Origin of the sequence: Paenibacillus sp. MB22_1, assembly GCF_047200555.1 — a bacterium.
GTDB classification, from domain to species: Bacteria; Bacillota; Bacilli; order Paenibacillales; family Paenibacillaceae; genus Fontibacillus; species Fontibacillus phoenicis.
Window position 1 is genome coordinate 150,583 of record NZ_JBLADV010000002.1, and the last position, 12,863, is coordinate 163,445.

Sequence of the window (12,863 nt, forward strand, 5' to 3'; positions counted from 1 at the left end):
CTCCCATGAAGTTTGACCTTCACACCCATCATTTCCGCTGCGGCCATGCGGACGGGAACATCCGGGATTACATCGAAGCCGGCCTGGCTGCCGGATTATCGGTAATCGGGATCAGCGATCATACGCCATACTTCGGCCATGATGAGGACCAGCCTTTTCCCCGGATCGCCATGGGCAAACAAGCTTTTGCCGGATATGTTGAGGAAGTGCTGAAGTTAAAGCAGGAATACGCTGGCCGAATCGATGTTCTACTGGGGATTGAATCGGATTTCTTCCCGGAACATTTGGGCGCTTATCGGAATATGCTGAACCAGTATCCTTTTGATTACATTATCGGATCGGTTCACAGCGTTGGAGAGGTCAGCATCTTCAACAAAAATCGTTGGAAGGGCCTGAGCCAAGAGGAAAAAGTGGCCAGCAAAGAGGCCTATTACGATTTGATCCGCCAATCGGCGCGCAGCGGGATGTTTCAAATTTTGGGACACATCGACGCGATGAAGGGCAACTACCCGGCATTTACGGACATTCCCGCCGCACAAGCGATTGACGATACTTTAAAAACGATCGCAGAGCACGGGGTGGCCATCGAAATCAACACCTCCGGGAAAACCAAGCTGAGCGGCGGATGGTATCCTGATGATTCCATTCTCGAGCGGGCCCTTCATTTCGGCGTTTCCGTCACCTTTGGCTCCGACGCCCACACGCCGTCACGGGTCGGGGATGAGTGGGAGGAAGTCGCCCAACGCTTGAAGGAAATCGGATTTCAGGAATGGGTCTATTTCAAAAATAAACAGAAAGTCACCGTTCCTCTGTAGACAAAAAAAGAGAACCCGATCACGTCCTTCGGGTTCTAAGAGAGATATATATTCAAAAGGGGGTCATGTAATAAGTGTACCCCCTTTCTATTAGGGTTTGATCACAGCTATATTTCATTTGTGTAACAAAAACGATCACTTATGTTTCAAAGGACTTCCCTTCGATGATATATCGTTTGAGCGCCAATCTTCGGCCTCTTCGCCCCGCCGGGGAGAGCCTTCCGGCTTCCCGCAGACCGCATTTCCGAAGGACGCGCTCCGATGCCGGATTGTCCGGGCTGCAGCGTGCTTCGACGCAGCCGAGTCCAAGTGTCTCAAAAGCGAAATCCAGCACACTCGCTGCCGCTTCCGTTGCATAGCCCTGGTTCCAATGCGCCGGGGAGATCAGATAGCCGAGTCGCGCAGTTTGTCCCTCAACGTCCCAATGCTGCAGCGAGCATAAACCAATCCAATCTCCTTCCGCTTTACGAATCACAGCAAAGTGAAGATCCCGCAATACACGGTAGGATTCCTCGAAATAGCGGTATAGCCGGCCGGGAAATAGCAGCTTGCCCGGATTGAGTTCGGTAAAGGCGCGCACCGCCGGATCGGACATGCAGCGAAACATCGCCTCCGCATCCTCCGGAAGCAGCCGCCGCAGCACCAGCCGCTCACTTTCCAGGACTGGAAACTGCCGCCGCAGCTGCTCTTTCATTTCCGTCATGTCCCATCCCCCCGGATCTCGCTTCTAAAATCCTGTCACACCTTATCCCCTTGCATCCGTTCCGAGGCGCGATAAATTCTTGCCACCCCGTAATGCACCACATAACAGAAGAAGGTAATCAAAAAGATCCATTTGCAAAACCCCACCATATGCGCCACGTTCGCGGCATCGGTGAAATAATCCGCCGTTTCTCGGAGCACATATCCCGGATGCCTGAGCAAGTCCCAGCTGTTCCAGCGGATAAAGCGGCCGAGATAAATGCCGAAGCTGCTAAGCAGCAGCACGAGAACAGCAAACGCCCAGCCTGCCAAGCCGCCTCCCGCTCGCCGCACCAGGTGATGCACCGATGCCAGGGATACCGTCGCCAGCGCCAATCCCAGCAACGCAGCAAACAACAACGTAAAGAGGTGATCCCAGAACGAAAGCTCTTCCCAGAACCGGATGCCCGCCGCAATCGGGTAACGGTTAAACGGGTGAAGCAAATCGGTGATGAGATACGCGGCATTTGGATAGAAAAACAGCCATAACAGCCCAACCGGAACGCTTAATGCAACCTTGGCCGTCCGCGATGGGATCAAGTGGATCATGTCGAGCAGAACCGCCAGCCCGAGCGGAATCCAAGCCAAAAACACGTTCCAGATCAGGAACAGATAAGGCGGCCGTCCGCCATCTGGCAACCTCGTGCTGATGGCATATTTCATCCCAATCACCGTGAACATAAATAAAACTGCATATAAAATCCATTTCTCCGGATACCCCAGCATCCTCCACCGTTGCAAACCTATCCCTCCCGTTTGCCTTTAACCTATATACGTTTGGAGCCGGCGGATCGTTACCATAGCAGTGATCCTCCTCTGTTCCTGGCTGGAACGGATAAGGTAGCGCTGGAACTTACGATTGCGGCGTGGTATATAACGGTATAGACAACCTTGAAAATAAGGAGTTGTTCATCATGCAGCCATTTACCGCACGAACGATTGACATCATCTCCTCCATCCCGCCAGGCAAAGTGATGACCTACGGCCAAATCGCTGCCGCAGCAGGAAGTCCCCGTGCCGCGAGGCAGGTGGTCCGCATTCTTCACAGCATGAGCAGCAAATACGGACTACCATGGCACCGGGTTGTGAACGGGAAGGGGCACATCGCATTGCAAGACGAATCCGCCTTCCAAGAGCAGACCTGGAACCTGGAGGCGGAAGGCGTTGAAGTGCTGCCAGGCGGACGAATTGATCTGGATCGTTACCAGCACCAGTACCGCCCGGACAGCTCCAGGGGTCAAAGCCCGTAAGGCTTAAGGATATCGCTGATATCCTGATTTAATTGCTTCGTATTTGGTCCCTGCGCAGGGTCGTTGCTGAGCTGATATTTCTGCTTCAGCTTCAGCACATCATACACTCGTTCATCCAACGTTTCCGTTGAAATCTTGCCGGAGTTGACGGCATCGCGCAACGCCTGAATCACCTGCTTCTCCTTCTCTGCGTCATGGCCCACGAGCACGATGTTCCCGCCGGCCTGAATGAACTGCACGGCCGCGTCACGGATATCGTAATGCTCCACGATGGCGCCCATCGTCATATCATCAGAAATGATCGTCCCCTCGTATCCCAGCTCCTCCCGCAGCAAGTCATGAATGACCGCCTTAGAGAAGGAAGCCGGATGCTCGGGGTCCAGCTTCGGCATCAACAGGTGAGCGATCATGACGACGTCGGCCCCCTCTTGAATCGCCTGCTTAAAGGGCACCAGCTCCAGCTTCCGCAGCCAGTCCAAATCATGCTCCACAACCGGCAGCCCCAGATGCGAATCCACCGAAGTATCGCCATGTCCCGGAAAATGCTTAACGACCGGAATTACGCCTTGCTCCCGGATTCCCTTCATCACGGCAATGCCCATGCGGCTAACGATTTCCGGCTTCGTGCCAAATGCCCGATCCCCAATCACCGGATTATCCGGATTGCTGTTGACGTCAAGCACCGGGGCGAAGTCCAGATTCAGTCCGAAGCCGGCCAGCTCTTGCCCGATGATTCCGCCAATTTGCCCGGCCAATTCCTCGCTGACGGTATTGCCGATTTTGCGAGCGGCAGGCAGCTTCGTGAGTTCCCCAGGCATGCGGCTGACCCGCCCGCCTTCTTCGTCAACGCTCAGAAACAGCGGTACCGCCTTGTTCTGGTTGGCGGTCTTCAAGCCGTTAAATAAGGTAAGCGCCTGCTTGGTGTCCTGGATGTTGTCTTTATAGAAAATAAAGCCCCCAACGTGATACTCCTCGATGAGCTGGCGAGTCACGTCGTTTGGCTCAGTTCCATCCATGCCCACCAGAACAAGCTGGCCGATTTTCTCCTCGGTGCTGAGCTCATCCAGCAGTTTGGCGGCAGGATCGGCCGGTTTCTCCGAGGTTTCCGGCGCTTCGGGGGTTGAAGGGGACGTCTCTCCTTGGTTCGTTTCCGTCCCGTTGGAGGTGGAACCTCCGTTTCCTTCTCCAACAGAAGACGAAGGATTGCGTGCTGCCCCCGAACATCCCCCGACTACGAGGATCACGAGCAGCAGCAAGCAAGTGATCATCCAGAGGCTTCTGCTCCGATGCGATGTGTTGATTCTGTCCATTCTATCGCCTCCGTCTCTTTTTTGAATGCCTATATTTCACAGGGTTCGCCCCTGCTTCCATTTCTTCTCCGCAATAACCGGTACAAAGTTCTCCATCCGCGACAGCAGCTCGCCCGGTTCCTCGGCTAGATTGATCAAGGCTTCATGCCCAGGATGGACAAAGCCGGCCCGGATGCAGGAATTCACCAATTCCATCAGCGGCTCGAAATAGCCCTGCACATTAAGAACGCCAACCGGCTTCTGGTGGATGCCGATTTGCAGCCAGCATAACACCTCAAACAGCTCCTCCAACGTGCCAAATCCACCGGGAAGAGCGATGAACCCGTCTGCCAGCTCGCTCATCTTTGCTTTCCGGGCATGCATACCCTCGACTTCGATAAACTGCGTCAACCCCGGATGCGCCATTTCTCCGTGAATCAAACCGGAAGGCATGATGCCAATCGCTTCGCCGCCGGCCTCCAATATCGCATTCGCTACGGCGCCCATCAGCCCGTGCCTAGAGCCTCCATAAATTAAGCGGTATCCCCGCTGTGCCATGACTTTTCCCAGCTGTTCCGCCTTGACGCGGTATTGCTCGTCTTCACCAAATCGCGAGCCGGCAAATACGCAAATCGATTTCATCCTCTTCCCTCCTGCAAAATAAATAGACAACACGTGTTCAAGCGAAATCTAACCGTGCGCCGGCCAGATCCCAACGATGGCTGAACTTCTCCAGCCGCGGATGCAGATGGCTCGGCTCGGCCGCAAGCAGAAGCCGGATCTTGACGATCCACTCCTCAAAGGAGGAGAAGGAAGCAAACTGGTTTGCCAGCTCCGGTGTCAGATACAGGAAGTGGGGGGCCGGATAAGCCTCCGTTAGATGACGAAGGGCTGTGTCGAAGGGCGTATACTTTTTCCGCTTGCCTTCCCAGCCTTCCACAAGGAGCGCCGGCCCTGCTCCCTTCTGCTCCCGTCTCCACGCATGCAACCGGTCCTCCCTTCGATAGAAAGGACTCACCGGTTCTTTCGACATCCGTCTCATCGTTTCTTCATGGAGCGGATAAAGGACCAGCTTCGCAAACTTGCGGGTCTCCGCCTCTTCCGCGGCCCGCAGCAGCTCTTCGTCCGAAATCAACTCAAAGGAATCGTAGAAGATTAACGTCCCTTTCCGGCTCGGGGCCGGAGGCTCATAACCAAAGGGCACCTGAATATTCTGTCTCAAGACGTTTCCTCCTCGGTCGTAATTTGGGAGATATGGATAGGTTACCCTTTTTTTTATCAAAAGCTAACGAAGTCCCCGGTCAATAAAATTTGGTGACACCGGCACCCGCCCCAACTCCCGTGACCACACGGACAGCTGACCGATATGATGAATCTCGTGGGCAATCACATGACGGAGGATTTCGCCTTGCGTAAACTCTCTTCCCCATGAATCGGTCACAAGTATTCCGTCCATCTCGGGGGTCCAAGTCTGAAGAAACGCCTCGACTTCCGTATGAAAGGAATCCGACAGCTTCTTCACCAATTCTAAAGACATAAACGATTTGAAGTCCTCCTGAAAATCCGGTTTCCCTTCGATGGTGCGGATCCAGCTCCATTCAACATCAACGATATGAAATAAGGTCTGTAAAATACTCCCCACACCGCCGACCCGCTTGCGCAGCAGCTCTTCTTCAGGGACATTCTCACACCAGTGAAACCATTCGTCCCGGACTTGCCAATTATATTGAAACCACTTTAACATCAACCTAACTCCTTTCCCTGGTAAAGGTACCTTAGACGTAACTCCACTCTTCTCAGCAGTAACCTGATTTTACCATAAGTATCTGGCTCAATTCAGCACGCGGAATGTAAAAGGCCCCCGGACCTCATGTCGCGGGAGCCTTTGGGGTATTGGGCTCATGAGTATTACTGGTCACTGTCGTTAGCATCCGGCGCGGTAGCCGCATAAGCTTCAGCCGCCGCCAGCAAGTAATACGCCAGCCCGGTTTGTTGTCCTTCCAGCATGGTGCGATGGAACTCAACGCTGAGGAAAAAACGGGCCTGCGCCACAAAATCATCCGGAGAAGCAGGGTGACTGTGTTTTTTCCATAAAATTCAGATGTCTTTCGATCAGCTGCCGGACCTCCTCGTCACCGTGGGAAATTCCGGAGCGTAATGCCTCGGCCAGCTTCCCCGTAAACTCCATCGATTCCCGGGCTTGCTCGTTCATTTCCGAGACGTTGATCGGCTCGGCTCCGGGAACTTCCACTCCATAGGTGTGGCGCAAATGCTCCTCCTGCTTCTTGAGCGCTTCACGCCACTCGGCCTCATCGGCAAACCCAACAAACAGCTCCCTCCCCGCTAGTACTTCACCAGCCGCGGAGCTCTCCAACGATCTCTCCAACGTTTGCAGAATCGTCTCCAGCCTCCGATGTCGGCTGCGCAGCAGCTCCCGTTGCTCGCTTAAGATTTCCTCGCGGTTCCGCTTCTCATCCAGCAGCGTTTGAATTTGCGCGAGCGGTAGCTCCAATTCGCGATAGAACAAGATCTCCTGCAGCCGCTCCAGCTCACGGTCACCGTACAGCCGATATCCCGCCTCGCTGATTTCCCGCGGCTTCAACAAGCCGATCTTATGGTAATGATGCAGCGTTTTGATCGTTACTCCCGAAAGGTCCGATACCTCTTTGACCGTGTACAGCATTGAACATCTCCTCCTTATTCTTTGGCGGTTACGTCTCGGCTTAGAATTGCCATCCTGACGTCCGCTCCTTGAGCTTAAGGCCTCCTCAAAGGGGAGAGTCAACACTCTATCCTGGGGCTTACTGCGAGGCAATCGGCTGATCGGTATGACCTTGGAGCTTCACCAATCTCATCAGGATAGAAGCGGCTTCGGCTTTGGTGACTTGGCGCTGCGGGTTGAATTTGCCGTTCTGGCCTTGCAGCAATCCGAGTCGAACCGCTATGGTGACCTCGCCGGGGCGAGTGATTTGCTTGGCATCGCTGAACTGGTTGATGAATGCGTCTTTGCCGAAGAAATTCGCCGCCAAGCGATCGTATTTGACCATCGAGGTAAGCAAGACGGCCAGCTGCTCTCGGGTCAGCTTCTGATCCAGTTGTAACGGCTCGGCCGGATCGATCCACCCCAAATCGGCAGCGTACTTCACCGCCTGGGAATACTTGTCGTCCATCGAGACCTCTGCGGACGCGGCAGACGGGGATGCCAGCACGTAGCTTGTATAATAAGGATTCGCCGCCTTCACGGCATAGGTCAGCCAGTCCCCCACCGTGATCGTCTCATTGGGATTCAGCTTCCCTTGCTCATCCGTTTCTAGAATGCGGTATTGAACCAGGGTCTTCAAATCTGCCTCTGCCCAGTGGCCCTTCACATCTTTGGGCTCGATGTCACCCCGCGTTGGTTCCATGCGGATGCCCTCATACGTCGTCACCCACTTGCCCGTCACGGCATTCAGCACTTGAAAAGACGTTCCTGGATCCTTGAATTGCGGTGAGTAAACGAGGTATACCTTTGGATCCACGTAGGTATTATCAATCATATACCCGCCGATCTGGTTATACTGCAATTCTAATTTAAAGTTGTCCAGGTACGATTGGAGTGCTTGCTCCGCTGTTACGGTTGCTGTTTGGCCGTCCGGCAGATCCTCCGGAATTTGCTCGTGGTTCACAGAATAGAAGAACAACCGACCATACGCATCGACCGTAATAAAAACCCCTCCACCGAGCACCGGAAGGTCATTAACGTAACGGGTCAATTCGAAGCGGAATTGCTCTCCATTCGAGAGGCGACTCCAAGATTCCCCGCGTTCAATCAGTTTTAGGTTCCGGCTCGCTTGCGGATATAACTGGTTCACCCATTCCAAGGCGCGCTGCTTCGCTTGCTCATAATTCAGTTTCGCTGCTCCAGGCGGAGGCGCCAACGGTTCACGCGGCTCGCCATAATTAAAGGCTTCAATCTGGAACTCGAGAATTTGTCCGCTCAAGGCATCGACCGTGGCGTACGTCTGGGCCGGGAAATACATCGGTCCCGTCAGGTTCTGGCGCTCCTCTTCCCATCTTAAGCTCCATGTCTTCCTCTCCGGATTCCTGTAATCGCTGCTCATACTCGGATATCTAAGCTTCCGGCCTTCTGGAATAAAAGCCGTTTGTTCCACCAACTTCGCGGCTTCATCAGATGTTAATTCCACTTTAGAAGTGCGCGGCTCAAATATCTTGGTCCCGGCTGGAACATCGCTAATTGTAACCGTGGTGGAGGTCAGCTCTGTACCTTCACTGTTCATCTTGCGTCCCGTCTGGGCGTTAATGGCCAGGGAAGCATCCGAAACCGGCTGCCAAGCCAGGATCCAATCGGAAATGGCACCGTTCTTCCGTACCGGGACATACCCCAGTTCAACCTGGAACTCGTCTCGGAACTTCTTCTCCGCTTCCGCTTTAGAAACCGTCGGAACGGAGGACGGATATTCCAACCTCTCCTCAGAACGGCTAAAAAAGACGACTTCTCCATCGCCGGTTACCGTGATATGAATGGATTCAAAACCGGAGGGCAGCCCATTCTTCAGAACATCGAAAGAAAAATCATACTGTACCGGACCAAATAAAGCCTGCGAATCCAAGTAAAAAAGAGAATCACTTTCTTTCACCTCATCGGCTGATAACGATGGAGCAGCTTTGGCGAGAAAGGCCTTCGCTTGTTCCGAAGCCTGCTCTCTCGTTAATTTCGGAGGATAATAGACCTTATTGCCTTGTCGCGGAAAGGTAATATAGGTGCTCATCAAATCCCCGGTGATGGCATCCACCCTGCTTGAAAAGCTGTGACTCCCATTGCCAACTTCAACTTGCCAATGAATGGTCCAGACATCCTGATAGCTTGGTGCAGGGTACACATTATGAATCCCGTATTCGACCTGGTTCACTGTCGCCTCTTTCAAAACCGGAAACAACTCCCGAACCTTAGCGATAGCCTGCTCCTTCGTAATTTTGGCACGAGACGAATCGGCAACTGCCTCCCCTTGCTTGGACGGATCGGTTCCCAAGTTCCCGGTGTTTACGATCGTCGTCGTTGTTGACGTAGAGGCTGTGGCCTCCTCTGCCAGCGCCGCCCCCTGCGGCAAGGCCACTGAAAGCGCCACCAAACCAAGAAATGCCAATTTGACAGGCGGCTTTTGCCGTGCTGCTTTGCTGATTAGATTTAACTGTTGCTTCAACCGTTTCACCTTCCCACATTTACCCATTTTTCTTTTCCATTGTAAATGCAATTGGCTGAATTTACCATCCCTAAAACGGCTTAGCAAAAAAACAGCCCGCAGAACCTCTGCGAGCTGTTAAGAAGAAATTCCCCGAATCAAACCGACTTCGGTAAGAGTCGTTGAACTTCCATGACGGCTTCGTCAACCGTGTTGGCCCGAATCACCGTAAATTCCGCTCCCTCGTATTGCCCTTCTGTATGGGCATACCGAGGATCATAGTAGTAAGTTAGAAGAAGCTCAACCGCGCGGTCATAGCGGCCTGCAAGCAGGCTTTGTTCGATTTCCGCAGCGATGGGCGTATGGATTCTGGATTTGATTTTTCGGAACGCTAGCAGACAGCCCTCCGGATTGTTCCAAGGCTCGTAATCCTCCAAAATGATCTGCACCCGTACGTCCGTTGGAAGATCGATCCGGATATGCCGCCCCTGCTCTTTCTTCTCCATGAGGAATTCAGGGACAACCACCTTGCCGATTCGTTTGCTTTCCGCCTCCATCAACACGTAAGGCGCTTCCCGATAACGCAGGAGATCATCCAATAGCAGCGAGTCGAACATCTTCTGGTTATGCGCCTGCAGCCCAATTTGCCCAAACACCGAGCCCCGATGACCCGCCATCTTCTCCAGATCGATAACGGGATACCCTTGTTCCTGAAGCTTGCGAAGCAGCAAGGTTTTGCCGCTTCCCGTATTCCCGTGGATCACGGTGAGTTCAGGAGCAAATTCCATCTGCTCGAGCGTGCTGACAACCCATTGGCGATAAGCGCGATATCCGCCGGCCAGCCGGTACGTATGGATATCCATCAGACTGAGCAGCGTCGCCGTCGTTCGGCTTCGCATCCCACCACGCCAGCAGAATACCGCTTTACGCCCCGGGATTTCCGCAAACTTCCGGACAAAGTCGGGCAGCTTGGCTGAAACGATCTCAAGCCCGCGTTGTTTGGCGGCGTCTACGCTCACCTGCTTATATAAAGTTCCAATTTCCGCCCGCTCCTGATCATCAAACAGCGGGATATTCAAACTGCCTGGAATCGTGGACTCGGCGAACTCGGAGGGCGATCTAACGTCAATCATGGTGATCGCTTTGCCGCTTTCTCGCTGCTCCGCCCATTCCTGCAAGCCTATATCCTGAAACATATCCAATGCTGCAAACCCCTTCCTAGGCTTCGACCACAATATGGCCCGCGTTCTCTGCGGTGACCTCGCCGATCAAGCTCGCTTCCACGCCGGCTTTCTGCAGTTCATCCAACAGCTGCTCGCTTTGATCCGGATTCACAGAAATCAGCAAGCCTCCCGATGTCACCGCATCGCACAGGATGTATCGGCCGATCTGATCCAGCGAGTCCGGGAACGTAATGTTCGCTTCCACATGCGCGAAATTGTTCTTCGTTCCGCCAGGGACAAATCCTTGCTCCGCCAATTCCCGCACGCGTGGAAGCACCGGCACGCGGCTCTGGAAGATGGTGATGCCGGTTCCGCTGCCCTTGGCCATCTCCAGGGCATGTCCCATTAAGCCAAAGCCGGTTACGTCTGTGCACGCGTGCACATCGTATGATTCCATGACTTCAGCAGCCGTTTTGTTTAAGGTCGACATGACTTCGGTGACCCGCTTCGTCTCTTCTGCGCTGAGCTGATCCTTCTTGATCGAGGTGGTCATGATGCCAACGCCGATCGGCTTCGTTAAAATCAGCTTGTCCCCCGGCTTGGCGCCAGCATTCGTTCTCACTTTGTCCGGGTGTACCAATCCCGTAACAGCTAAGCCAAATTTCGGCTCTTTGTCGTCGATGGAGTGGCCGCCCACCAGCGTCGCTCCAGCTTCTTGCACCTTGTCTCCTGCGCCGCGCAGGATGTCGGCCAGAATGCTTTTATCCAAAGTGGAAATCGGAAAAGCTACAATGTTCAGCACGGTGAGCGGCTTACCGCCCATTGCGTAAATATCGCTGAGCGCATTTGCGGCGGCGATTTGGCCAAACGCGTACGGATCGTCAACGATTGGCGTAAAGAAATCGACCGTTTGCACCAGCGCGAGGTCATCGCTTAACCGATAAACCCCAGCATCATCACTTGTATCAAGCCCCACCAGCAGATCTGGATTCGGCACCGTTGGCGGGAGGCTTCGAATCACTTGCATGAGGTCTGCCGGGCCGATTTTGCAGCCGCAGCCTCCTTTGCTGGACAAGGATGTTAATTTTATAGGTTCAACAGTAGACATGACGGATCACAATCCTTCCCTACGTATCGATATAGGATTTTCTAGCTTATGCTTATTTAAGCGTACTCCGTTGAATTACAAATGGCAACCGTCCCGCTTCTCGCTTACCAGCAGATTCAATGTAGTTCACTTGCCATCGTATGGTATACTATATTTCGTGTCTTAGTTCAAATTTTGAATCATATGTGAAGGGAAATGAAGTCTATGGTTTCATCATCAAGCGGCAACTATCCGCAACAGCAACCACGCGGTTTGGATAAACGCAAAACGGCGATATTTGTCGTTCTGTTTCTCATCATAGCCATCGCTGGCCTAAGTTATGTCAAATGGTGGCCTTATTATGGAAAAGCGTTCAAAGCCGCCACCGAGCATTCGATTGGCTCTTCGATCCTTGGATCAGATGCTTCCGGTCCCATTTCATGGAGTGCCGCGGTCGATTATGCAGCCGCCTATTTCAAATCGGTCTGGAAGGCCGCCGTCCTCGGGATTTTACTAGGATCGCTTGTCCAGGTACTCCTGCCGGCTCAATGGTTATATAAAGTGCTCGGCAGCAGCCGGTTTAAGAGCACGTTTCTGGGCGGTATCGTCTCCTTGCCGGGGATGATGTGCACCTGCTGTGCCGCCCCTATCGCCGCCGGCCTGCGGAAACGTAATGTATCCGTCGGCGCCAGCCTGGCCTTCTGGCTGGGTAATCCGGTACTGAATCCGGCGACATTGATCTTCATGACCTTTGTCTTGTCCTGGAAATTTACTTTGCTCCGCCTCGTGTTTGGCATCGTGCTGACGTTTGGGGTAAGTTACCTCGCCAACCGTCTGGCGAAAGGCCAGCAGGTTCCCGCGCCAGCAGAGCTGGAAAAGGCGGAAGCGGCAGCCGAACAGAAGAACGAGGGGCCGTTCGCTCTTCGCTGGTTGAAGAGCCTCGGGATGATGATCCTGAACGTTGTACCGGCGTATCTGTTGTCCGTCTTGCTGCTGGGAGCCTTCCAAGGCGTCTTGTTCCCCGTTGAGTTGGGCAGCGGCATTCTGGCCATCCTGTTGTTTGCCCTCGTCGGCACGTTGTTCGTCATTCCGACGGCTGCGGAAATTCCGATTATTCAATCGTTCACCGCGCTTGGGCTTGGCGCAGGCCCAGCTGCAGCCCTGCTCATCACGCTGCCGGCTGTCAGCCTGCCGTCTCTGCTGATGGTGTCGCGTTCGTTCCCGCGCAAGGTGTTGGGATTCTTGTTCGCCTCAGTGGTCATCCTTGGCATCGTTGCCGGGATTGTGGGCGCTTGGGTGCTGTAACAAATTAAAAAGGAGCCGAGATTCACGGCTCCT

14 protein-coding genes are annotated in these 12,863 nt (G+C 53.7%); 3 read left to right on the forward strand and 11 right to left on the reverse strand.

The window, feature by feature from the left end; genetic code table 11:
• Positions 1-5: 5 nt before the first annotated feature.
• Positions 6-815: a histidinol-phosphatase gene (locus tag ACL02P_RS12320; RefSeq protein ID WP_009225073.1), complete on the forward strand. Its 810-nt coding sequence runs from the start codon at positions 6-8 to the stop codon at positions 813-815.
• A 139-nt stretch (positions 816-954) separates the two neighbouring features.
• On the opposite strand, the gene ACL02P_RS12325 is transcribed toward ACL02P_RS12320, so the two are convergent.
• On the reverse strand, positions 955-1,518 hold the full coding sequence (locus tag ACL02P_RS12325) for a GNAT family N-acetyltransferase (RefSeq protein WP_009225072.1): 564 nt from the start codon (positions 1,516-1,518) through the stop codon (positions 955-957).
• A 35-nt stretch (positions 1,519-1,553) separates the two neighbouring features.
• A complete protein-coding gene (locus tag ACL02P_RS12330; protein WP_412837387.1) occupies positions 1,554-2,297 on the reverse strand; it encodes a DUF1361 domain-containing protein in 744 nt (247 codons plus the stop codon).
• A 173-nt stretch (positions 2,298-2,470) separates the two neighbouring features.
• On the opposite strand from ACL02P_RS12330, the gene ACL02P_RS12335 reads away from it, so the two are divergent.
• Positions 2,471-2,806, forward strand: coding sequence for an MGMT family protein (locus ACL02P_RS12335; protein WP_412837388.1), 336 nt, complete (start codon positions 2,471-2,473; stop codon positions 2,804-2,806).
• On the opposite strand, the gene nagZ is transcribed toward ACL02P_RS12335, so the two are convergent.
• From nagZ to selD, 9 genes are all read right to left on the reverse strand, one after another.
• Positions 2,794-4,116: a beta-N-acetylhexosaminidase gene (nagZ, locus tag ACL02P_RS12340; protein ID WP_412837389.1), complete on the reverse strand. Its 1,323-nt coding sequence runs from the start codon at positions 4,114-4,116 to the stop codon at positions 2,794-2,796. The genes ACL02P_RS12335 and nagZ overlap by 13 nt on opposite strands.
• 36 nt (positions 4,117-4,152) lie before the next feature.
• Positions 4,153-4,737, reverse strand: a complete 585-nt coding sequence (locus tag ACL02P_RS12345) for a TIGR00730 family Rossman fold protein (protein ID WP_260070363.1) — start codon at positions 4,735-4,737, stop codon at positions 4,153-4,155.
• A gap of 37 nt (positions 4,738-4,774) precedes the next feature.
• Positions 4,775-5,317, reverse strand: coding sequence for a hypothetical protein (locus ACL02P_RS12350; RefSeq protein WP_339299969.1), 543 nt, complete (start codon positions 5,315-5,317; stop codon positions 4,775-4,777).
• Between the two features lie 63 nt (positions 5,318-5,380).
• A complete protein-coding gene (locus ACL02P_RS12355; protein ID WP_036645134.1) occupies positions 5,381-5,839 on the reverse strand; it encodes a DinB family protein in 459 nt (152 codons plus the stop codon).
• Between the two features lie 164 nt (positions 5,840-6,003).
• The gene (locus ACL02P_RS12360) at positions 6,004-6,147 is read right to left on the reverse strand and encodes a hypothetical protein (protein ID WP_009225065.1); all 144 of its coding nucleotides are present in this window, start codon (positions 6,145-6,147) and stop codon (positions 6,004-6,006) included.
• A gap of 4 nt (positions 6,148-6,151) precedes the next feature.
• Positions 6,152-6,778 (reverse strand): MerR family transcriptional regulator, encoded by a 627-nt coding sequence (locus tag ACL02P_RS12365; protein WP_412837390.1) that lies wholly within the window; start codon positions 6,776-6,778, stop codon positions 6,152-6,154.
• Between the two features lie 118 nt (positions 6,779-6,896).
• A complete protein-coding gene (locus ACL02P_RS12370; protein ID WP_412837391.1) occupies positions 6,897-9,296 on the reverse strand; it encodes an S-layer homology domain-containing protein in 2,400 nt (799 codons plus the stop codon).
• A 137-nt stretch (positions 9,297-9,433) separates the two neighbouring features.
• Positions 9,434-10,471, reverse strand: coding sequence for a tRNA 2-selenouridine(34) synthase MnmH (gene mnmH / locus ACL02P_RS12375; protein ID WP_036624522.1), 1,038 nt, complete (start codon positions 10,469-10,471; stop codon positions 9,434-9,436).
• Between the two features lie 22 nt (positions 10,472-10,493).
• The gene (selD, locus tag ACL02P_RS12380) at positions 10,494-11,546 is read right to left on the reverse strand and encodes a selenide, water dikinase SelD (RefSeq protein WP_412837392.1); all 1,053 of its coding nucleotides are present in this window, start codon (positions 11,544-11,546) and stop codon (positions 10,494-10,496) included.
• Between the two features lie 204 nt (positions 11,547-11,750).
• On the opposite strand from selD, the gene ACL02P_RS12385 reads away from it, so the two are divergent.
• Positions 11,751-12,830 carry a permease gene (locus tag ACL02P_RS12385; RefSeq protein ID WP_085170486.1) on the forward strand — a complete coding sequence of 360 codons (1,080 nt, stop codon included), beginning with the start codon at positions 11,751-11,753 and terminating at the stop codon, positions 12,828-12,830.
• The last annotated feature ends 33 nt before the right edge of the window (positions 12,831-12,863 follow it).

What these genes read in the sequence shown, in the direction of transcription:
- ACL02P_RS12320 (WP_009225073.1), top strand. Translation starts at nt 6, where the DNA reads ATGAAGTTTGACCTTCACACCCATCATTTCCGCTGCGGCCATGCGGAC.
- ACL02P_RS12325 (WP_009225072.1), bottom strand. Translation starts at nt 1,518, where the DNA reads ATGACGGAAATGAAAGAGCAGCTGCGGCGGCAGTTTCCAGTCCTGGAA.
- ACL02P_RS12335 (WP_412837388.1), top strand. Translation starts at nt 2,471, where the DNA reads ATGCAGCCATTTACCGCACGAACGATTGACATCATCTCCTCCATCCCG.
- nagZ (WP_412837389.1), bottom strand. Translation starts at nt 4,116, where the DNA reads ATGGACAGAATCAACACATCGCATCGGAGCAGAAGCCTCTGGATGATC.
- ACL02P_RS12345 (WP_260070363.1), bottom strand. Translation starts at nt 4,737, where the DNA reads ATGAAATCGATTTGCGTATTTGCCGGCTCGCGATTTGGTGAAGACGAG.
- ACL02P_RS12355 (WP_036645134.1), bottom strand. Translation starts at nt 5,839, where the DNA reads ATGTTAAAGTGGTTTCAATATAATTGGCAAGTCCGGGACGAATGGTTT.
- ACL02P_RS12365 (WP_412837390.1), bottom strand. Translation starts at nt 6,778, where the DNA reads ATGCTGTACACGGTCAAAGAGGTATCGGACCTTTCGGGAGTAACGATC.
- mnmH (WP_036624522.1), bottom strand. Translation starts at nt 10,471, where the DNA reads ATGTTTCAGGATATAGGCTTGCAGGAATGGGCGGAGCAGCGAGAAAGC.
- selD (WP_412837392.1), bottom strand. Translation starts at nt 11,546, where the DNA reads ATGTCTACTGTTGAACCTATAAAATTAACATCCTTGTCCAGCAAAGGA.
- ACL02P_RS12385 (WP_085170486.1), top strand. Translation starts at nt 11,751, where the DNA reads ATGGTTTCATCATCAAGCGGCAACTATCCGCAACAGCAACCACGCGGT.